The 20,942-nt window shown below is 42.4% G+C and carries 19 protein-coding genes; 13 read left to right on the top strand and 6 right to left on the bottom strand.

What is annotated here, in order from left to right:
- Positions 1 to 10: 10 nt before the first annotated feature.
- A complete protein-coding gene (gene dcd / locus V3V99_00990; protein MEE9441230.1) occupies positions 11 to 562 on the bottom strand; it encodes a dCTP deaminase in 552 nt (183 codons plus the stop codon).
- 76 nt (positions 563 to 638) lie between these two features.
- Positions 639 to 1,067, bottom strand: a complete 429-nt coding sequence (locus V3V99_00985; protein ID MEE9441229.1) for an Rrf2 family transcriptional regulator — start codon at positions 1,065 to 1,067, stop codon at positions 639 to 641.
- Between the two features lie 277 nt (positions 1,068 to 1,344).
- On the opposite strand from V3V99_00985, the gene V3V99_00980 reads away from it, so the two are divergent.
- The 6 genes from V3V99_00980 to V3V99_00955 all read left to right on the top strand — a co-directional run bounded on the left by V3V99_00980 (position 1,345) and on the right by V3V99_00955 (position 10,962).
- Complete coding sequence (locus V3V99_00980; GenBank protein ID MEE9441228.1) at positions 1,345 to 4,074, top strand: FAD-linked oxidase C-terminal domain-containing protein; 2,730 nt, start codon at positions 1,345 to 1,347, stop codon at positions 4,072 to 4,074.
- 1 nt (position 4,075) lies between these two features.
- Positions 4,076 to 4,630: a cob(I)yrinic acid a,c-diamide adenosyltransferase gene (gene cobO / locus V3V99_00975; protein MEE9441227.1), complete on the top strand. Its 555-nt coding sequence runs from the start codon at positions 4,076 to 4,078 to the stop codon at positions 4,628 to 4,630.
- Between the two features lie 5 nt (positions 4,631 to 4,635).
- Entirely contained in the window at positions 4,636 to 5,559 is a 924-nt protein-coding gene (locus V3V99_00970) for a complex I NDUFA9 subunit family protein (protein MEE9441226.1), read from the top strand.
- Positions 5,560 to 5,562: 3 nt separating this feature from the next.
- Positions 5,563 to 6,498: a thioredoxin-disulfide reductase gene (trxB, locus tag V3V99_00965; GenBank protein ID MEE9441225.1), complete on the top strand. Its 936-nt coding sequence runs from the start codon at positions 5,563 to 5,565 to the stop codon at positions 6,496 to 6,498.
- A gap of 448 nt (positions 6,499 to 6,946) precedes the next feature.
- Entirely contained in the window at positions 6,947 to 8,884 is a 1,938-nt protein-coding gene (locus V3V99_00960) for an ATP-binding protein (GenBank protein MEE9441224.1), read from the top strand.
- Between the two features lie 32 nt (positions 8,885 to 8,916).
- Entirely contained in the window at positions 8,917 to 10,962 is a 2,046-nt protein-coding gene (locus V3V99_00955; GenBank protein MEE9441223.1) for an ATP-binding protein, read from the top strand.
- 62 nt (positions 10,963 to 11,024) lie between these two features.
- On the opposite strand, the gene V3V99_00950 is transcribed toward V3V99_00955, so the two are convergent.
- Both V3V99_00950 and V3V99_00945 read right to left on the bottom strand, forming a co-directional pair.
- The gene (locus tag V3V99_00950) at positions 11,025 to 11,294 is read right to left on the bottom strand and encodes a hypothetical protein (protein ID MEE9441222.1); all 270 of its coding nucleotides are present in this window, start codon (positions 11,292 to 11,294) and stop codon (positions 11,025 to 11,027) included.
- A gap of 8 nt (positions 11,295 to 11,302) precedes the next feature.
- Positions 11,303 to 12,013 carry a hypothetical protein gene (locus V3V99_00945; GenBank protein MEE9441221.1) on the bottom strand — a complete coding sequence of 237 codons (711 nt, stop codon included), beginning with the start codon at positions 12,011 to 12,013 and terminating at the stop codon, positions 11,303 to 11,305.
- A gap of 228 nt (positions 12,014 to 12,241) precedes the next feature.
- Between V3V99_00945 and V3V99_00940 the strand changes: the two genes are divergently transcribed.
- The 3 genes from V3V99_00940 (at position 12,242) to V3V99_00930 (ending at position 13,569) form a co-directional block, all read left to right on the top strand.
- On the top strand, positions 12,242 to 12,553 hold the full coding sequence (locus V3V99_00940) for a metalloregulator ArsR/SmtB family transcription factor (GenBank protein MEE9441220.1): 312 nt from the start codon (positions 12,242 to 12,244) through the stop codon (positions 12,551 to 12,553).
- A gap of 77 nt (positions 12,554 to 12,630) precedes the next feature.
- A complete protein-coding gene (locus V3V99_00935; GenBank protein MEE9441219.1) occupies positions 12,631 to 12,837 on the top strand; it encodes a hypothetical protein in 207 nt (68 codons plus the stop codon).
- A 300-nt stretch (positions 12,838 to 13,137) separates the two neighbouring features.
- Positions 13,138 to 13,569: a hotdog fold domain-containing protein gene (locus V3V99_00930; GenBank protein ID MEE9441218.1), complete on the top strand. Its 432-nt coding sequence runs from the start codon at positions 13,138 to 13,140 to the stop codon at positions 13,567 to 13,569.
- Between the two features lie 10 nt (positions 13,570 to 13,579).
- Here V3V99_00930 and V3V99_00925 read toward each other — a convergent pair whose 3' ends face one another.
- Complete coding sequence (locus V3V99_00925; GenBank protein ID MEE9441217.1) at positions 13,580 to 15,970, bottom strand: hypothetical protein; 2,391 nt, start codon at positions 15,968 to 15,970, stop codon at positions 13,580 to 13,582.
- 455 nt (positions 15,971 to 16,425) lie between these two features.
- Between V3V99_00925 and V3V99_00920 the strand changes: the two genes are divergently transcribed.
- From V3V99_00920 to V3V99_00905, 4 genes are all read left to right on the top strand, one after another.
- Positions 16,426 to 16,923: a hypothetical protein gene (locus V3V99_00920; GenBank protein ID MEE9441216.1), complete on the top strand. Its 498-nt coding sequence runs from the start codon at positions 16,426 to 16,428 to the stop codon at positions 16,921 to 16,923.
- Positions 16,924 to 17,035: 112 nt separating this feature from the next.
- A complete protein-coding gene (locus V3V99_00915; protein MEE9441215.1) occupies positions 17,036 to 18,160 on the top strand; it encodes a hypothetical protein in 1,125 nt (374 codons plus the stop codon).
- A gap of 231 nt (positions 18,161 to 18,391) precedes the next feature.
- Entirely contained in the window at positions 18,392 to 19,192 is an 801-nt protein-coding gene (locus V3V99_00910) for a hypothetical protein (protein ID MEE9441214.1), read from the top strand.
- A gap of 254 nt (positions 19,193 to 19,446) precedes the next feature.
- Positions 19,447 to 20,622 carry an NAD(P)/FAD-dependent oxidoreductase gene (locus tag V3V99_00905; GenBank protein ID MEE9441213.1) on the top strand — a complete coding sequence of 392 codons (1,176 nt, stop codon included), beginning with the start codon at positions 19,447 to 19,449 and terminating at the stop codon, positions 20,620 to 20,622.
- Between the two features lies 1 nt (position 20,623).
- On the opposite strand, the gene rpsT is transcribed toward V3V99_00905, so the two are convergent.
- Positions 20,624 to 20,881 (bottom strand): 30S ribosomal protein S20, encoded by a 258-nt coding sequence (gene rpsT, locus V3V99_00900; protein MEE9441212.1) that lies wholly within the window; start codon positions 20,879 to 20,881, stop codon positions 20,624 to 20,626.
- Positions 20,882 to 20,942: the final 61 nt, after the last annotated feature.

The raw sequence follows: 20,942 nt of genomic DNA, 5'->3' as shown, positions 1-20,942 counted from the left end.
TTCCCTTTCCTTATATTTTCGCCAGCGTGATTCGTTTCTGAGCCTGATATTTTCCTTTTTTATCGGCGTAAGAAACCTGGCATATTTCATCGGCTTCGAAAAACAAAAGCTGGCCAATCCCTTCATTGGCATAAATCTTAACGGGCAGAGGGGCAGTATTGCAGATTGCCAGGGTTGCGAATCCTTCCCACTCAGGTTCAAAAGGCGTAACATTTATAACTACTCCGCAACGGGCGTAGGTCGATTTTCCCTGGCAGACGGTCAAGATATTCCGGGGAATTTTGAAGTATTCTACTGTTCGCCCCAGAGCAAAAGTATGGGGGGGCAGAAGCAATGTTTTGCTTTTAATCGTGGTAAACGATGAGGCGTCAAACTTCTTGGGATCAATAATTTCGGCGCCGATAGGGTTAAATACTTTAAACTCATTGGCAACCCTGAAATCATACCCGTACGAAGCCAACCCGTAGGATATTCCTTTTCGTATTTGCCGGGGTGAAAATGGCCGTATCATATCATGTTGTCTGGCCATTTTTTTGATCCAGGCATCACATTTTATCGCCATTCGATGCGCTCCGAAATAAAATTATTATACCTCGCATACTTTTAGCAGGGTATGGTAAAAATTACTTCGGCGTTTGTCAAACTTTTTGAGACTCTTCTGCCTGTTTTTGTAATGCTAATAGATCAGACACGGTGTGATTGTCAAAGACATCAACCAACGCGGACTGAGCTTTTTCAAGCAACACTTTCAGCGGGCAATCAACGCGATCACAAATATCAGCGTTATATAAGCATTTCGCTATATAATAAGGGCCATGGACACTTTCGACAATTTGCCTGATAGATATTTCATCGGGTGACCCGGCCAAAGAGAATCCACCTTTGACTCCTCGATGCGAAATGACAACTCCCGATTTGGATAATGACTGAAAAATTTTTGCCAGAAATTTCTCGGGTACGGCTTGAGCTTCAGAAATCTCAGAAAGAGGGACGACTTTGCCCGATGGCAAATTGGCCAAATGGAGCACACCAAATATTCCATATGACTCAGCCTTAGTAAATTGCATTAATCCTCTCCCAGTTAAGGCATCCCGTCAATATATATTTATCCCACGCTTTATTATACAATTCCTGGATAGGATTGTCAATAAAATTTGTGCATTTTTTCACAAAATCGACAAATATATTTTAGGATTAAATTTGTCGTTTAATATATGTAACGACTTCTAACTTATTGAATATCAATGAGGATTATTGTGGAATATATAATCCACATAATCAGAATAACGATTTCATGTTTGCCATAAACTTGACTTTGAGTTTGGTATTGAGATATATTGGCGTATGAGTGTCAGGAAAAGGAAAGATGGGGGATATTTCGGCGGATCGAAAGTTGATTCGAATATATCGCGAGAAGCTTATGGCTCCGACGCGTCAATTTATAGACTGTTACCTCAGGAAGTATATTGTCCTTCTACTTCAACTGAACTGTTAGAGATAGTCTGGAAAACACTAAAAAATAATACTCCAATTACTCCGCGAGGAGGGGGAACGGGATTATCCGGCGGGGCCCTGGGAAATGGCGTGATTATTGATTGTTCGAGATTGACCAAAATAAAGGCGGTTGAAAGAGATGCCAAAACAGTTACCTGCCAAACCGGAGTTATCTATCGTGATTTGAATCTAAGTCTGAAAAAAGATAATCTGTTTTTTCCTCCCGATCCCTCATCCGGTGATAGCTGCCAGATAGGCGGCATGCTGGCCAACAATTCATCCGGCCCCAGCTCAGTGAAATACGGATTGACATCTCATTACGTTGAAGAGCTGAGAATAATTAACTCTCAGGGAGAAGAGGTTGAATTAAAAAAGTTAGCTCTTGACAGCGCTGAGCTCAATGAATTTGTAAAGCGCTTTCCTGAATATGAACAAGTCTTAAAAATATTGTCCGAAAATAAAAATCTGATTCAAGACCGTTGGCCAAAAGTCAAAAAGAATTCGGCCGGATATAATTTAAAACAGATTGTTGATGATTTTGAAAACGGGATTTTTAATTTACCGGCCTTATATATCGGTTCTGAAGGCACCCTGGGTTTATTTGTTTCGGTAAAACTCTGTTTGCGGAATCTGCCGGATGAAAATCTGTCGTATCGATTATTTTTCGGGTCGCTTGAAGACGCAGGGCAGGCGATAGCGCCGCTTCTTTCAACTAAACCATCGGCGCTGGAAATCGTCGATGGCTCGACTCTTGATTTGATAGGTCGGGATGAATTTATGATTCCCGTTGAAGCCGAGGCGATGCTTCTTCTTGAATATAACGCCGATATTGAAGCGTCTAAATCAAAACTTGAAAGTATTATCCCTCAATTGAAACTTTTACACCCACCCGAAGAGGCAGATGATCCTGAAAAAAAATCAAAGCTATGGGCGGCTCGGCGGGCAATCGTTCCGATTTTATATCGTCACGATGCCATAAAACGACCGCTTCCATTTATTGAAGACGCGTCTTTACCGATTGAATGTCTCACCGAATTTATTGCATGGGTCAAGGGCCGTTTGGCAAAGCATGGGCTGGTTTTTGGGCTTTTTGGTCATATAGGTGATGGTAATTTACATATCAGACCATTATTAAACTTGGCTGGTAATAATGATCGCCTGATTTTGAGGGAATTGTATGACGAGGTTTATGCGAAGATAGTATCGTTGGGTGGTTCGAGTACCGCCGAGCACGCCGACGGGCGTCTCCGGGCTCCGGTCGTCAAAGATGTTTATGGCGAAGAGATTTATGAGATATTTCAAAAAGTAAAATCTATCCTCGATCCGGATAACCTGATGAATCCGGGAGTGATTTTATCACAAGTTGAATTTACCGAAAACATAGATCTTAAAAAGCTTGAGCTGGCCTGCGCCGCCTGCGGGAAATGCAATGGTTATTGTCCGGCGTTCGAAGCTTTTCGTCGGGAAGATATGTCTCCGCGGGGATGGCTGCGCATGCTTCATTTTAGTGAAAACGATCATCAGGTTTTGTCGGAGTCATTAAAATTCTGTTTGAACTGCAAAAATTGTACGACGGTATGTCCGGCCGGTATCGATATCGCCGAAGAGATTTTGAAATATAAAGACAATCATCCGAGTTCCAAAGCCGGCCGGATAATATCGGTCTTCGATAATAAGTCAGCGTTTGAAAAGATTATGAATATTTCTTCATTGGCAAATCCATTTATAAGTTCCGTTGTAGGTAAAAACTTAATGTCGATTGTTGGACGGGTGCCCTTTGGGTTTGACGATGAAGTTGAACTGCCATTGCCGGCCCGCAGGAATTTCCGCCAGAGATATAGCCGCTTAATCGATTCCAAATCAAAGGTGGCAATATTTCATGGATGTGCGGATAATTATTTAGAATCGCGAACCGGTGATGCGTTGGTTAATGTTCTGGAGCATCTGGATATACATCCGGTGATTCCCGAACAGGATTGCTGCGGATTGCCAATGGAAGTCTATGGTCATCGCGATAATATGATTTCCAGGGCAAAGAAGAATCTGGATGCATTAGAGGGGTATGATTCGATTGTATTCACCTGCGCTTCATGTCTGCATCGGATTCAGGATTATAAAGCATTATTTGAGGAAAACTCTGAATATTGGCATAAAGCCAAATCGGTTGAAAGTAGATTATATGATATTTGCGGATATTTATTGTACAATCGGGATATGTTGCCGAGATTGAAAACACAAAGACCGATTCGATTAACATATCATCATCCGTGTCATTTGCGGGCGGCGAAAAGAGAAAATGAGCCCCTGAAACTTCTCGGTATGATTGAAGGAATTGAGATTATTCATCCTGATTTGGCAGACAGGTGCTGCGGGCAGGCGGGATCATTCGGATATATTCATTACCAGGAAGGAAAAGCTATCTTCAGACGCAAGCGGGAAGAATATATCGAGATCGGCGCGGATTATATTGTTAGCAGTTGTCCTTCATGCATCTCCAAAATCAAAAAAGAAATGGGACCCGGATTTCATGTTTGTCATCCAATTGAAATCATTTCAGTTGTAATTTCCGGGAAATTATAATATGAGCAAAAACGATTCTTCCATAAAAGAAGAGGGGCTTATAATAGTCTACACCGGAAACGGTAAGGGAAAGACAACAGCGGCTCTGGGATTATGCGTTCGCGCGGCTGGGCATGGGAACAAAATCGGCATAATTCAGTTTATCAAAAGTGATTGGGAGTATGGTGAATTGAAAGGATTGAAGCAATTATCGCCGGAAATTGATGTTCAGACTATGGGAGCCGGATGTATCGGAATAATGGGCGATAACAAGCCCCTGGAAGAGCATAAGAAATCGGCGGGAAAAGCATTAAATGCTGCAATCCGGGCGATTGAGTCGAATAAATATGATATTTTGATATTCGATGAGATTAACGTGGCTATTAGTCTGGGTTTAATTAAAATGGATCAGGTTTTGGAACTTTTGAAGAATAAACAGGCTCATTTGAATATCGTATTTACCGGTCGAAACGCGCCTGATGAATTGATTGAGGCGGCTGATCTGGTGACCGAAATGAAAGAGATAAAGCACCCTTTCCAAAAAGGCATCCCGGCCCGTAAAGGAATTGATTTTTAATAGTTATGCCTAATGATGATATATCTCATAATTCCATAAATAAAGTAGCGGTATTGGGCGGAAGCGGGTTTATAGGCTCGCATCTGGTTTTGCATCTATTACAGCCTGGCTATTCGTTGAATATTCTTTTCAACAAAACCCGCCCCGATTTAATTTCTCTGAGGGGGCGGATAAATATTTTCGAGGGGAATATTGATGATGTTGAGTCATTGGAAAAATGTTTTGAGGGATGCGACGCGGTTTATCACCTGGTCGGGATAATTGCCGAGACGAGAGACAAATCATTCCGGAAAACGGTAGAGATGGGGACGCAAAATGTTGTCGTAGCGGCAAAAAATAGCGGTATATCCAAAATTTTTTATCTTTCCGCATTAGGGACAAGTGAAAACTCCTCGTCGCTATATTTTCAGACAAAATGGGCAGCGGAAGAAGCAGTACGGAATTCCGGACTTGATTATACTATTTTTCGTCCCTCAATCGTTTATGGACCGGAAGATGATTTCATCAATAGAATCGCCAAAATGGTTAGATATTCACCGCTTATTCCGGTAATCGGGGACGGGCTGTATAAGTTCCAACCTGTATATGTCGAGGAATTGTGCGCCGTTATGGCACTATCGAGTCAACGCAATTTTACATCACGCCAGACCTACGAAATCGGCGGACCGGAGCGGTTGACTTATCTGGAAATTCTTGATATAATCAAAAACATTATTGGCATAAAAAAGTACAATATACACTTGCCGATGGGTTTGGTTAAGGCGGCGGTTCGAGTGTTGGAAAAAATATTGAAACCTGTGCCGATAACCGTAGATCAATTGAATATGATGACGGCCGGTTCGACGTGCGATCACGCAATTGTCGAAAAGGAGTTTGGCGCGAAGTTTTCATCAATGGAAATGCAGTTACCGGATTATTTGAGGAAATAAATTATGGGTGAAGAAAAAAACTATGATATCGTAATCGTTGGCGGAGGCCCGGGAGGCATTACCGCCGGACTGTATGGTTCTCGCGCGAATTTGAAGACTGTTATGATTGAAAAATATACACCAGGCGGGCAAATCGTTAACACCGAGGAAGTTGAGGATTATCCGGGTTTTGAGCATATTTCAGGAGTCGAGCTGGCGATGAAAATGACCGAGCACGCCAGGAAATTCGGGCTTGAGGTATTATCCGATGAAATTGTCGAGATACAATCCGAGGGTGATTACCGCAAGGTTGCTGTCGGCGCTGGCGGTGATACTTATATAGGCAAGACAATGGTTGTTTGCACGGGCGGTTCACCGGTACTGCTCAATGTTCCCGGAGAAAAAGAATTGACCGGTCGAGGTGTTTCCTACTGTGCCATCTGTGACGGTGCTTTTTTCAAAGAACAGGTCATTGCGGTTGTCGGCGGGGGAGACGCCGCGGTTGAGGAAGCGATTTTCCTGACTAAGTTCGGATCCAAAGTAATAATTATCCATCGCCGTGATAAGCTTCGGGCGCAGAAAATCATTCAGGAGCGCGCTTTCAGAAATCCCAAGATTGAGTTCATCTGGGATTCGGTAGTGGAGAATATTAACGGCGAAGCTAAAATCGAATCATTATCATTGAAGAATGTTAAATCCGGTGAAACTTCAACGCTTGATGTCGGAGCCTGTTTCGTATTGATTGGATTTAAACCGAATACAAATATTCTCCCTGATGATATCAAAATGAATGATCATGGTTATGTTATTACTGATTTTAAGATGGAAACTTCGGTTCCGGGGATATACGTTTGCGGCGATATTCGGGAACAGTTAGTGCGCCAGATTACTAACGCGGTTGGCGACGGAACAACGGCGGCTATGGCCGCAGTTTATCGAATCGAGGCAATGAAGGAGTAGTTTTTTAGAAATTCGAATGAAGGTAGGTGTCTTTATATATGCGGGTATTTTTTATGTATGTGCAAAATGGTGCGATTTTGATAGATAAATTTGCGCAATCACAATATTAATTCAGGCAATTAGAAAATATCATATTCAAATTTAATATTCTAACCAAATGCATTCAAAGTGAATAAAAACAAATTAACATAGGATGGATTTTTGGATAAACATATCCAGTATTGTTTAATTCCGGCCTGTTATTTGCGTTAATCCCGAATGAGAACATTGAATATACGACTCCTGTGACTTGCTCAAGCTATGGGAGTGGTGCGCATGCAACATATTCAAATATGTTATTGCGGCTTCCCCCCTCCACCACTCCCATTCTTATTAATATCCCTTCAAAAAATTCTGATAATGCCGATACCTCATAGGATTACTGTAAATATCAACTATGAGGATAAGATTGAAGGTTCCGGGGATTTTATATCGCATTTCTTTTTTGGTTTTGATTAATTCTATATTTATCTTTATCGCCGTTGCTTATGTCAGTATAGAAAATAATCAGGCTAAAATCGAGAGACTTGTTTCATATCGATTTGATTTCATCAGCGATTATTTTCGGGCTGAATTAAATGAAGCGAGGCTTGAAGATTATCCCGATTCCGGAATTTCAATAATAGGCAAATCACATCTCGGGGAGATATTTGAACATTCCAGCAAATTCATGCGGGGCTTAGGCGGCTTGACGCTTTTAGAAATGAATTCCAATGATGTCGGATATGAGATTTCGGCTCTTCGCCATCGAGATGAATTGAATGGTCTTGATATCAATCTATCAAAAAAAATACAGGACGAGATTGATAGAAAGTCATTGATAAAATCCGGTATTTATATTGGGCCGCGATATACATCAGAGTCAGGAAGAATACAAACGATATATATTCCCTGGGTGGAAAATAATCCCGATTTGATATTGGCGATTACTTTTATGCCGGAAGAATTTCTCGGGTCAGATTTCGAGTATAATTTGACTCTGGTATTGTTGTTTCTGGTAATAACCCTGATTAGCCTCTTGATTGTCAATTTGCTCTTTAGGGATTTTATAAAACCTTTTCAAAATTTAATCAGGGGAATGGAAAAAACGGCTGAAGGCGAGGTCCTGTATCAGATGGAAAATGTCAGCGATCGCCAAATCGGCAGGGTAACGATCGCCTTTAATACCATGTCATCGTCATTATGGAAACAGCGCAAAAAATTAAAAAAAGCATTAGTGGAACTTACACGGGCCAATAAATCTTTCGAAAAATCGGAAGCGTTTTTATCGAAACTAATTACAAACTCACCCTTTGCGATCATTGCTACGGACGCTGATAAAAAGATAAAATTGTTTAACCAGGCCGCTCAGGAGATGTTTGGTTTTTCCCGGGATAACGCTATCGGTCAGGAATTACTCAGATTTTTCCCCTTTGCTCCGGATAGAGTATTTCCGGCTGATACGAAAGAGACCGGATTAGTCAAACGGGAGATGATTTGCCAGAAAGAGGGGGGGGATAATTTTCCGGTATTGGTCAACCGGGTAACGATACGCGGTGAAAATTCAAAATCCCGCGCGCACCTGTTTATTATTCGCGATATTTCCGAATCTAAGAATTTCCAGGAAATGATGATTTCAATCGACCGGGTTGCGACACGGGGCGTCATGGCCGGCGAAATTGCCCATGAGATCAATAATTATCTGGCGATTATATTGGGCAATGTCGAGCTTTTGCCGCTTCTGTTATCCAAAGGCAAGATGGATAAGGTGGAACAAAAGCTTGGAGTGTTGCGAAATACAGTCGCAAAGATACAGACTTTTTCAGAAGGCCTGATGGGATACGGCAATGATGACGCCGTATTCGCCGTTGAAGACTTAAACCAGTTGATAGAAAACCTGATTGTTTTCTTGAAACCTCAAAATCGGTACGATGATATTTCTTTCGATCTGAATTTATCTCGCGAGTTACCCCTGGTTGAGTTTGACGGTAGCCAGATACAACAGCTAATGGTCAATCTGCTTAACAATGCCGCCGATGCCTTGCGAGAGAAAGAGGGCGAATGGATTATATCAATCTCAACCGATATCGATAGAGAAAATTGTACGGCCAAAATAAAAATATCCGATAACGCCGGGGGATTGCCGGAAGATATAAATGAATATATATTTGAAAAGCGTTATACCGGCAAGAGGCGTGGTCGGGGGTTCGGGTTGGTCATCGTCAAGCGGATTATCGATAAGCATCACGGGCATATAACATATCATTCTCAAGTCGGCGTCGGTACGAGTTTCACAATTACATTGCCTTTGAACAAGCCTGAGACAATCGAAGAAATAGAACCGGCTCGCGAACTAGTTACTTCTTGACAGTCTAATAATAATAATCATACTTTGAAATAATGCGATCAGTCAAATTATCAGCTTTTTTGGCGCCGATTCGACTTCGCTATCTGTTTTTGGTAACGATGGCGTTAGCGCTTATTTTTTTCTCGTTAGCCTACCTGGGGATTAAAAAGGCTCGGCAATCTCTTACTAATATTATGGTGACAGAAGGAAAAGCGCTGATTGAGTCGCTGACATTATCATCCACCAACGCGATTCAATCGGGACTCCTCCTGGAGAGTCTTTCCGAGGAAAAATTGGTTGAGATCGCGGCGACAGCTCAAAATCAACTTACCGGAATTTCGGATTCCGAGGAATTCCGTTTGTTTTGCGAAGAGCAGGATTTGATGACTCTGGAGATTCTGGATACGTCACTGGTCGTGGTCGGTTCCAATCAATGGGCCAAAGGGTATATTCCCGATTATCCGGATAAAGTCAAGGCCGAGATAATAGAAATATTAAGATTCGGCGGAGGATATCGCTCGGTTTTAATTTATGGGGATGATTCACTCTCTTCAGTTTATCAATATTTTGTGTATGAACTAACCTCAACCGATGAAACATCTCCTCCCGGATTGATGGTCCTGACTGTCCAGGCGAATTATATCGAGCAAATTCTCAGGCAGATCGGAATCGGATACCTGATTCAGGAAATTTCGGGTCAGGCCGGGATTGAATATATATTTCTGCAGAGCAACGACGGCATAGTATTTTCATCAAAGTCATTACCTCCGGTATTGAGTATTGAGAATGATCCGTTTCTCGAATCATTAATGCCGGTCGATACCGTTGGCTGGCGCATACACCGGCTTGAAGATTATGATGTTTTGGAAATCGCTCGTCGTTTTGAATCGGTTTCATACCCGCCCGGAATATACCGTATCGGGATGAATCTTGATGAATTTCATTCCATATCCGATGGATATGACCGACAGATTATCATCACCGCGATAGTTTTGTTCCTTATTACGCTTCTGATTGTCGCCGTCGTGTCTATCAATCAAAATTATTTTATCCTCGACAAATCTTTTCGTCAGATGAAATCTCGCACAGAGACTATTTTCGATCAATTAACCAGTGCGGTATTGGCCTATGACACTAACGGCAAAATCATCGCGGTCAATAACGCTTTTTTTGAATTGACTGGAATCGGAACCAAAAATATTGATGATTCCATTGATGAAATCGCCGCCAATATACCCTTTGTTTTGAGTAAGGAATTTCCCCCCGGACAGGCCATTATATCTCAGGAACTGGAGATTAAGACGCCCCAAAATCAACTCCGTACAATCCTGCTGGGAGCGACCGGGCTTCCGGAAAAGGCAGGCGGCGGAGTGGTGATCTTGATTCACGATATAACCCGCCGCAAAAAGCTTGAGGAAGAGAATCGTCGCAGAGAGAGGCTGGTTGAGATGGGGGATATGGCCGCCGGAGTGGCTCATGAAATCAGAAACCCCCTGAACGCCATCGGAATCGCCGCGCAGAGATTGAAAATGGAATTTAATCCCCCGGAAGATCGAGAAGAATATCATACTCTGACAAAAAATATCCTGAGTGAAACAGAGCGATTGAATCAAATTCTGACCCGGTTTTTGGATTTGGCTCGTTCCAAAACCAAAGAGGATACGCCTGTTGATTTGAATGAGGCAATTGAACGGGGAATAAACAGCGTGGTTGACGAAGCCAAACAAAACGGTATTACGATAAATTTCCTGGCGGGAAAATCTATTATGGTGCGCTGCCAGATTGAAAAATTGCAGCAGGTTTTTATCAACCTGATTCGAAACAGTATTCAGTTTATGAAATTCGGAGGACAGGTAATAATAAACGTTCTTGAAACCGATAACGAGGGGGTTTTAATCACCGTTTCCGATACCGGGCCGGGATTTGATGATGAGGTTTTATCCAAGATATTTCAACCGTATTTCACGACTAAGGCGGATGGATCAGGACTCGGTCTTGCTCTTGCTTATAAGACAATATCCGAATGCGGCGGTACCGTCGAGGCGTCAAATCATCCCAACGGCGGAGCCGTAATAAAAATTAATCTTCCTCTTGCCTAAAATATGAAAATAAATAAACCCGCCCGTGATTGAGTCATGGACGGATTTTGAGTTAAGAGAGATTAATTACCTGCCTGTAAATAATCTGATACCTGTTTGAGAATATTCTTATCCAGCGATGCTTTATCCTCATGTTCCCGCATTATTTTCCGCCATTGCTCATCGGTATTGGAATCCGGTTTGGGTCGGCGATGGCATACTCCGCAATTGTTCAAATACGCCGATCGGCCGGACGATTGCTCTCCGGAAATGGGGGGGCGTGCACACCCTAAGATAAATCCGAAAAAAAGGGCGGCGCCCAGAATTATAAGCGTCGTTATTATTGATTTCACTTTGCTGCTCACAAACCGATGCCAATTAAGAATCGGACCCGGGCGTCATTGCTGTCATCGGTAACGCCCCATTCATATCCGACCGTGTAAAAAACGGTTCCCGAAGCGAATGAAACAGTCGGTCCGATATAAAAACTATGCTCGTTTTCTTCGTCTTTGAGGATTTCATATCGAGTCGTTGCTTCCATTCCCAGCGCGAATTTATATGAGACCTCGTAAGATATTCCGGCGTCGGCGCCAAACTCGTGGATGGGATCGCCGGGAGCCCAGAAAAACTCGTAAAGCGGATTTATGGCAAAATTAACGCGGTCAAAATCACGGCTTAAAATAAGTTTGATTTCGGCCTTATTCCGGCTTTTTAGATCAATGTTTCTTCGGTATTCCATATAAAACAAAGGGTCGAGGAAAAACGAGCCCGGTTCAGCCAAACGATAGCGAGTTCTTACCTGAAAAGCATCCCATTTAAACGATTCACCTTCCTCTTGTGTAAAAATCTGGTATATGGACAAATCCCAATTGGGGGAGAGACCATGCTCTATTTCGAAACGATATTCCCAACTGTCAGTTTTATCAACCTTAGTTGTTTGATACAATTCCAATTCGGTAGCGTCAGGAGCGATAGTGCCATATTGATATGTCCAGGCATATTTGCGTCGATCGGCAAAAATGTTTGGCGCCGCCAGAAGTAGTATCAATGTCAGCATTAGTAATTTCTTCATTTGTTGTACTCCTTAACCAGCATTTCAAAACTTCCCGTAACGAAAATGATAATCATTATCAATACCAGGAGCATTAAATACTAATATTGTCTTGTTTTGTCAAGAGAAAAAAGAATTTTTAATTAATGCGGAAATTCAGAAAAATAATTGACAAATAGAACCGATATATGTACATATTGTTATATATTGATGTGGAAAGATTGTATTCCTGATTATAGGATTGAGTAAATGGACAATAAGCAATACAGTAAGTACTTCAAGGCGTTTGGAGATCCTTCGCGGTTGAAAATATTGGGACTGCTATCCTCAAATGAAATGACGGTCAACGATATTGTCAAGAAGATGGATTTATCTCAGCCGACAGTCAGCCGTCATTTGGCTATTTTGAGGGAGGCTGAAATTGTCACTGATCGGAGAGAGGGCCAGAAAGTTTTTTACAGCATAAATAAAAACTCAGTAAGTAAATGCTGTTGCAGTTTTTGCGATTGCCTGGAAGTCCCTGTTATAGTGGAGGATAGCAAGAAAAGAAAGAAAAAGTAAAAAATTTTTGAAACAAATATAGAGAAATACGCATATAAGAATATGTAGATACGTAATTACTCGAGGAGGTAATTGATATGGAAAAAGATTGTTGTCAGGTAAAAGTAACTGAAATCGATAATGGTTTTCGAATTGAAGTGACCGGGGATAATGTCAAGAGCAAATTTGCCGGTTGCTGCGGACCGATGATGGGCGTGATGAAGATGGGAACGTCTGAATGCTGCCCCGGCGAGCAAAAGGAAAAAGCGGGAGAGTGCTGTCCTGAAGAAAATAAGGATAAATAAATACTGTCTTTACCGCCTTATACTTTTACATAAATTAACTCGAACCAAGGAGGATATGATGATCCGATTTAACATTCCGCGTACCGCTCATTGCTGCGAAGGCTCGTTTATATCGTCCCGGGTATGACATAAAACTGCTCGAATGAAATTCTTTCGTAATGATTCCTTAATTATAAGCCCGGCAGTTGGTTCGCTTCTGCCGGGTTTTAATTAGGATACGTATATGTAATGATGCTTCCCGACTAATTGTGTAATTATTCCGGCTTGACTTTAGACATTTCAAAATATAGTTTGGCGCTCATGAAAGAAATTGCCAGATATTCGGGTTGTTTTGTCTGTGGCGAGAGTAATCAGATTGGGTTGCAGGCCAGATTTTATTATGACGGCCAAAAGGCGATCAGCGAAATTACAGCCGATGAGAAATACGCCGGATACAAAAATATCTTTCACGGCGGAATCCTCTCGACCATGCTCGATGAAATTATGATAAAATCGCTTCTGGCCGAGTCATTATACGTCGTCACCGCCGAGATTACAGTCAGATTCAAAAAACCGGTTTATATCGGAGATAGACTACGGTTTGAAGGATACAAAACCGGAATAAAAGGGCCGGTATATCTGACCGAGGGCAAGGCGATCAATCAAAATGACGAAATTGTCGCCGAAGCTTCCGGTAAATATATAACTCCTAAATCGGAGCTGGCCGACCGGCTCCAGGATTCGGTTGAATAACGCCCCGAATCTATTTCATAATTACTAATTTATCCAGCTGTTCGCCATTATTCGAGGATACATGCCATATATAAATCCCGGTTACAACGGCCTGAGTATTGCGACTGATTACGTCCCAAGACTCGTATTGAGAATGCGGCCCGCCTTCGGGATGATAATGTTCGATTTCTTTAATCAAATCACCGTCAATTGAATAAATTCTAATTTTACAGACATTGGGCAGGTTCATGAAATTTATTTTTCGCGTTCGTTCGGCGGATTTGGTCCTTCGGCGGTTCTCATAGCCCTGGCGGGCATAACCGCCGTCAATGCGATAGGGGTTGGGATAAACAATAACGTCCAGGGCTTTTTCTTCAACAAAATCGCCCTGGGGCATGGCGAAATCACTGACCGCGTTTGTCAGGGGGGAGGATTCGAGGGCGCCGACTTCAAGCTGCATTGAACCGTAATCGAATGTAGTCACTGAAAAGTAAAACGGTATCGACGGTTGAATATTATCGATTGTATATTCGTATTCGTAGTACCGCATATATCCTTCGTCGGTGGTATCGTCCGGGTCATCCTTTGAAGCCCGCGGGTATACTTTGTGGATGCGATTAGGATTTGTTAGATCGGAAGTATTCCAATCCTGGGGGGTGAAATAAAGATATTCGCCGCTTGTTTCATCGATCATAGATCTTTCAGGGCTATCATAATCGAGAGGATTAAAATTGGGACCGTATAATTTCCTGAGATAATCCAATGTAAAAGGGATTTCGCTTCGCTTCCATTGAAGCGTTATCGGGTCATAATAATGGCGCTTAAAGTTTTCAATATCATAAGAATCCAACAGGACGAAATCGTTGAATCGCTCAGTAGTAGACATATAAACCCGGTATCCCTCAAAGTCTTTTTTGCCGGAGAAGGGATCGGGAGTATTTTCAGAAATTTGACCGTTCCATCGGATTGTAACCTTTCCTCTTTCAGGGATTGTTCTGATAATCGGCGGCGGCGGCGGACCGGCGGCTTTGAAATCAGGAACACCATCTCCGGTATAAAAATATTTATCGCATAATTCAAGCATATCGTCCGGAGGCGGGTCGGTTTCGGTAAAATACAGAATCGAATCATCAACCCGGCAACTCCACACATACCGTCCTGAATCACCATTTTCATCCGTATCAACTCCGGGGTTGTCGTAGACCCAGTATGCCCAGCGAGAATTATTGGAAAAATCTTTGAAATTTAAGGTATTGTAATACTGGTCAGGGTAATAGGCGTCAAAATTATCAATAAAATCCCGAGGATTGACATGGAAATTCTCGCCCGCGACAAAGGCGATTGTTATGGGTAGAGTATCACCCGGTTCGACATTAAACGGCCCGAACGATAGCAAATAGCGGGTGTCGAAGCCATTAGCGATATCGGTTGCCATACCGGGGCGGGGCGGCGACAGATAGCCCTTATCGGTGTGTGAGAATGCGGTATATAATTGGTCGTAATCGAATTCTTCATGGGACAGGATATAGTATTTAAGGATATCACCGATAGGGGTGCCTAAGTGATCCCCGAATGAGCGAAACGGGTCTTCGTCGGTACCGGCTTTCCGGGGTCCAAAATCCAGGGTCGGATTGCCATTGGACACCCACCAGTTAAAGCTGTATTTTAAATTCGGATTGGGAGTGCGGAGAACTCTTGTACCGGTAACGCCTCGGGCCGATTGAATATACCAGTATTGCGGTTGCATATCGGGAGGACCGGGATCACCGTCATTATCGGCAATCCAGGCGATATTTACAGTATCCTCTCTTGGTCCGAAACGGGGAGGCATATCGGCAGTTCTGAGAAATCCGCAGATATCATCATAGGGTCCCGATTGTCGATTGCTCATATGAAAAACGTCACCGTCAATATAAAGCCCCATGAAAACTTCTTTGAGTGGGAATCGGCCAATATTGGCGATTTGAAAATCAATTAGAATAAAATCATCGGCGTAGCTGTAACTCCAGGAATATGATCTTTGCGCCACTGAAATATTGAGCGGTACATGGGGCCTGTTATCTACGGGATTTTCACCTCCCTGTGCGATCATAGTATCCGTAAAAAATGCGATTATATCCTGTTCGGACTTTGCTTCGGGATGAAATTCCGGGCGCCCTTTAAGAACCGTTCTGAATTCAAAACCACCCGCCGGATAACAATCGGGATTGAATTCCCGGCCGAGCCAGTTTTCCCAGCCGGTGGTGGCACAGGTAACCAGAGTATCGCGCCCGACAATGGCTCCAATCCAGAGAGCGCCGCCGAATAAGTGATTGACATCCGATGCTTTGGGATATTCACAACTGGGAACTACTTCACCCTCATAAACCGTAGATTGATCGCCGGAATATGCTCCCAGAATTCCGCTGTTTAATAAAGCCATTCTGATATAGCCGATATTGTGCATGGATAGTTGATAATTGGGTTCACAATTAGCCGTTGATTTTCTTGCATTATTTTTGGAGGTCTGTAATTCAAATGGCGCCTTGGCCAAAGATTCAACTGAAATACAAAAAATAAGTAGAAGTAAGCATAATATTCTTGCCACTCGGTTATTCAACAAATTCATCGTATCGGCCCTTTATATTTATCGTGGAATCCTGCTGTACCATAAACGAATGATAACATTATTTGTCCCTCTAAGCCAGTTGATAATATCGGGATTTACAGATAAAAGGTATTTGATTGCAGGTTATGCCGGATTACGACGTAAATTTGAAATTATCTGCATAACAGTTGAAATCGCAAAATCCAATTCCTGTAAGTCACTGATTCCCATGGATTATTTCATCATAGTGATCCCATGAATCGGGCATGAGGTTTGCTGATTGCATCCGTATGAGAGATTTTATTAAATGTTATGTTTCCGGACAGTATCAGAACGGGAATGAAAAGGAAGGCATTGTTTCATTCGCGGTACCCGAATATGGGGTATTATTTCGATGTATGGCCAGCGGTACCAAAGCAGAGTTGGAGATTATCGCTTTTTTGAGTTTTTTGAAATTTGCCGAACATAACCTCGATATTTTTAAGACCAGACAATTGCGGATTTTTACCGATTTCTCCCTGCTTGTATATATAATGAATAACGGCGCAGTGGGGATGCCGGGAATGGAAGCGGTAGTAAGCGAGGCCAAAAAATATTCCAAAAAGATGGAATATACAGTCAAATGGATAAGCGAAAAGGAAAATCGCGCGGCCGAATCGGTTGTCAATATTCCTCAAATGCCGGTGAAGAACCGGGTAAAAATTAAAACTTTCGCCAATCTGAATATCACCAAACCCAAACAAGATTTAGCCGGGAATTCCGATACTTCCAGCGGAATAAATTTATAATCGAAGTCTCGACTTTTACGCTCTAAATGTGTAAAACATAAAGGTTGCGCGAGGCGCAGTTTTTTTTTATTCTTGGGCCGATTGTATTTTGGCCTTGAGGTGAGTGAAGGAAATGAATCATCAGATTAAAACATCCGGAATAATTATAGGAACGCTTGCGCTTATTTTTCTCAGTGTCGTTCCTGCGTCGGCCTTGCGTTTGGAAAAATCATATTCGATTCTCCTGGAGGAAAACAGCCGTGTTATGGGCTCCATGCGTGATAATTATTTGGTTTATTCTCGCCCCGACATCAGAATGTATAATATCCGCGGTCGTGAGATTTTTTCGCGCCGCCTGAAAAATAATGTCAAACCGACGATTTCCCCCAATGGCGAGCACCTGGGGTTGATTACTTACGCCGATAATTCCCCGACCAGCCTTCAGACTATCAAATTGGAATTATTTGATCGTAACGGGAAATATCAATGGGCCATAAATAAGCCCGCTCCCAATGATTTTATACTCACAAATTCGGGAAAAATATTTGGAATTGAGGGTGTTTTGGGAATCTCGCCAGTTCGGGTTTATCTATATAGCGAGTATGGCGACCTGGTTAATATTTTGACTTTCGAGGATGATTATAAGGGTATTGAAATCGCTCCCAGCGGAAATAAATTTGTTATTGATCGATCGTATAACGGTTATTTTGTGTATGATTCAACCGGTAACCTGCTGAAAAATATTCCCGAATGCACCAAATTTGTTTTTGATCGGGATGATCGTTATTTTGGAGTGTTTTTTCAAAAGTATTTTCATCTGTATCAAGACGAAAAGGAAATCATAGCTATAGAAACCGAAGAATTTGAAATAAAAGATATGGTAATGAATGTAGAAGCCAATGTTTTGGTATTGTTGTCGAAGAATCTGATAGAAGTATATGAATTAACATCAGGAAAGCAGCTTTGGAAATATCGATTTGCTGAAAAGGATAATCAGTTCACTGTATTGGACTTAAGCGATGATGGAGAATATCTTGTCTGCGGGTTAGACAAGAGCAAAGGGATTGAAGTGCCCAAGGAGGAGCGTCATATAGAGGGAGAAATTTACTTGATTCCCACAAACGGAAAAACTCTATTCAGGCAAAGAGCGCAATATAAGGACTGGAGTCCCGATTTCCCGAAAGGATTTTTCGGCTCGGGAAATAGAAGCGTATATTTGCTGACAAAAGAAGAATTGACAAAATATAGAATCAATTGATCTCTGTACGGCAAGTTTTTGCATAAATTTGAAGGGCCGATGCTGATTTCGGCCGTTTTTTTTTGCTTCAAATCCCGGGTAGATTCGAACGATAGCTTTCTGTTTGTAAATCCTTGATAGGTAACGGTGAAAATCTTTTTATACTGAAGCGCTTTCTGTCTTATTGAGTCAATTTACGGCATTGTGTTTGCTCAAATGGATTCAAATAGTAATTTAAAACAGGATTCAGGCATGATAGACACTTTGAAAATTATTTCGATTGAGCAGATTACGGCGTTCGAGAATTTTTCCGACGAACACGCTAACCGACAAGTACACGAGCTGAAATTACTGGGAAATCTCAGAAATCCTCTTTTGGTATATCCAATGAAAGATAGATTTCTGCTCCTGGATGATTCCTGCGCACTAAAAGTGTTAAATGCGCTGAATGTAGATCATGTGCCGGTTCAAATCGCAAGCAAAGATAAAGTATCGATTTACCCCTGGCAAAAGGTGGTCGAAGGCTGGCATTATGTAGATTTGGTTAAGTTTTGCGAGAGATTTCCGCGGCAGATTAAGATAATCACGGACACAACCGGTAAATTACGTCGCGATGAAGCCGAGTTTCGGTTTCGGGACGATCGAGTTGTCAGGTTAAGATTTGTCTCGGAATCATTCTGGGTTCGAGCCGATGTCTATTGTAAGCTTTGCGAGGACATTGCCTGGAGCAATAAAAGCTATCGGGCGAGGTTGGAGTATAATCATCGCCGGCAATTTAAGGAATTCCCCAAGGCATCAGCGGTAATCTTTCCAATCTGCTTCAGTATAGATGAATTATCCGAATTTGCTCAAAAGGGAGTATTGCTCCCGAGAGGTATTGTACGCGTGGATTCACCGGACAGGATCCTGGGCATTGATTATTCGCTGGCGATACTGAGAGAAAAGGTCGGAGCGGAAGATAAAGAGTCATTTTTGAAGGAACTGATAGAGATGAGGATGAAAGCTGATCGCACGACATATTATTTCGGGAAGGTTTTCGTTTTTAACAATTAATAAAAAAATCTTGTCTTAGTAACCCGGCTATGATAATATTAGCCGGGTTTTTTTATGCTGATTATAGATTCCAGAACATGTCATGAATGCGCCGGATGTATTTCGTTATGTTCTGATTTTGCTCTGTATTTGGGGCTTAACGGATTATGCGTCAGGCAGGATGATTGTTCTTTATGCGAAATTTGCATTGAGTTTTGTCCCGTAGATTCATTAAAAATCCAGTCCCAAAATCCGCGGGCCGGAGAGGGATCGTTTTGAAAAAGAGATACCAACTGCTGATTGTCGGTGCCGGCCCGGCCGGAGCATACGCTGCGACGGAAGCCGCCAGAGCCGGTTTGGATGTATTACTTGCGGATAGAAAAATTGAAATCGGCAGGCCCGTTTGCTGTGCCGAAGCGACTTCATTGGAAGGTTTATCAACATTTGTTGAACCGCGCCGGGAGTTTATTTCAACCGAAATTAATTCCGTGAAGATGACGGTTTCAACAGGAAAAGAACTACTTTATGATTTTGGCAATACCCTGGGCTATGTATTAGACCGACCCGCGTTTGAGAAATTCCTGATTGACCGCGCGATTGAACGAGGCGTGGAGTTTATTGGGGGAGCCTATGTACACGACATTTCTATAAATGGAAACGCCCTTGCGTCAATTCAAACAGATACCGGAGAATATCAAATTGAGTCGGATTATATAATCGGCGCCGACGGCGTCGAATCTCAAATCGGCCGGATGGCGGGATTGGAGACCGGTCTGGACTTAGAGCATTGCGAAACAACGTTACAATATTACGTTACGAATATCGAAATTGAGCCCAATTGTCTGCTTTTCTATGTCGGGGATACGTATTCGCCAAACGGATATTTATGGGTTTTCCCGAAATCTGAAAACTCGGCCAATATTGGAGTCGGATTAAATCCATATGAGTCCGATAGCAAATTTCTCCGCGAAAAATTGGATAAATTTATCAAAGAAAATTTTCCAGGGGGCAGGGTAGAGTTTGAAACCTGCGGGATGGTTCCGAAATTTAAAAATTTTGATACATTAGGCCGGGAGAATATCCTCCTTGCCGGTGATGCCGCCCGGATAATAGATTCGGTTACCGGAGCGGGTATTGCCCGGGCTTTGCATACCGGCCAGCTTGCCGCCCAAGTCATTGCCGAAGCAATCGATACCAATTTACCGCATAATCAAATGCAGGAATTGTATCGATCGCGGGTTGAAAAAGCTATAGGCCGAGATATGAATATACTCTCCAAAGCCTATCCGGTTTTCAGAAAATTCGATAATCGCGATTGGGAGATACTTATGGAATTTCTTGAAGGCTATTTAAAAAACAGGACGGCCGAATCAATTGATCCGGCCGCGATGATAAAAAGCGTATTGACGTCTGCGCCGAGACTCTTGCGCCTGACACGCCATCTGTTTTAGATTATTCAGATTTTAAGCGAGCCATCGCTTTTGTCATTCGTGATTTTAGCCGGGCCGCTTTTCTTTTGTGAATAATCCCTTTACTCCAAACTTTATCTATGCTGGTATAAGCCTTTTTAAGGTCCACTTCTTCACCGGCCGCAAGAGTAGCCTTGGTTTCTTTCATTGTCTTTCTCAGCAGAGTCCTAATCGCGTTATTCCGTACCTTTTCATTTGCCGATTGCCGCAGCCGTTTAACGCATGATTTGTGTTGTGGCAAGAAAAATCTCCTTTCATTTTGCTCAATAAAGCCTCATAATATACATTGTATCGGAATTCTG

The sequence above is a fragment of the Candidatus Zixiibacteriota bacterium genome (assembly GCA_036480375.1).
Classification (GTDB): domain Bacteria; phylum Zixibacteria; class MSB-5A5; order GN15; family JAAZOE01; genus JAZGGI01.
Note: the sequence above shows the minus strand (reverse complement) of the source record. Positions and strands in the feature narration are given on the sequence as shown.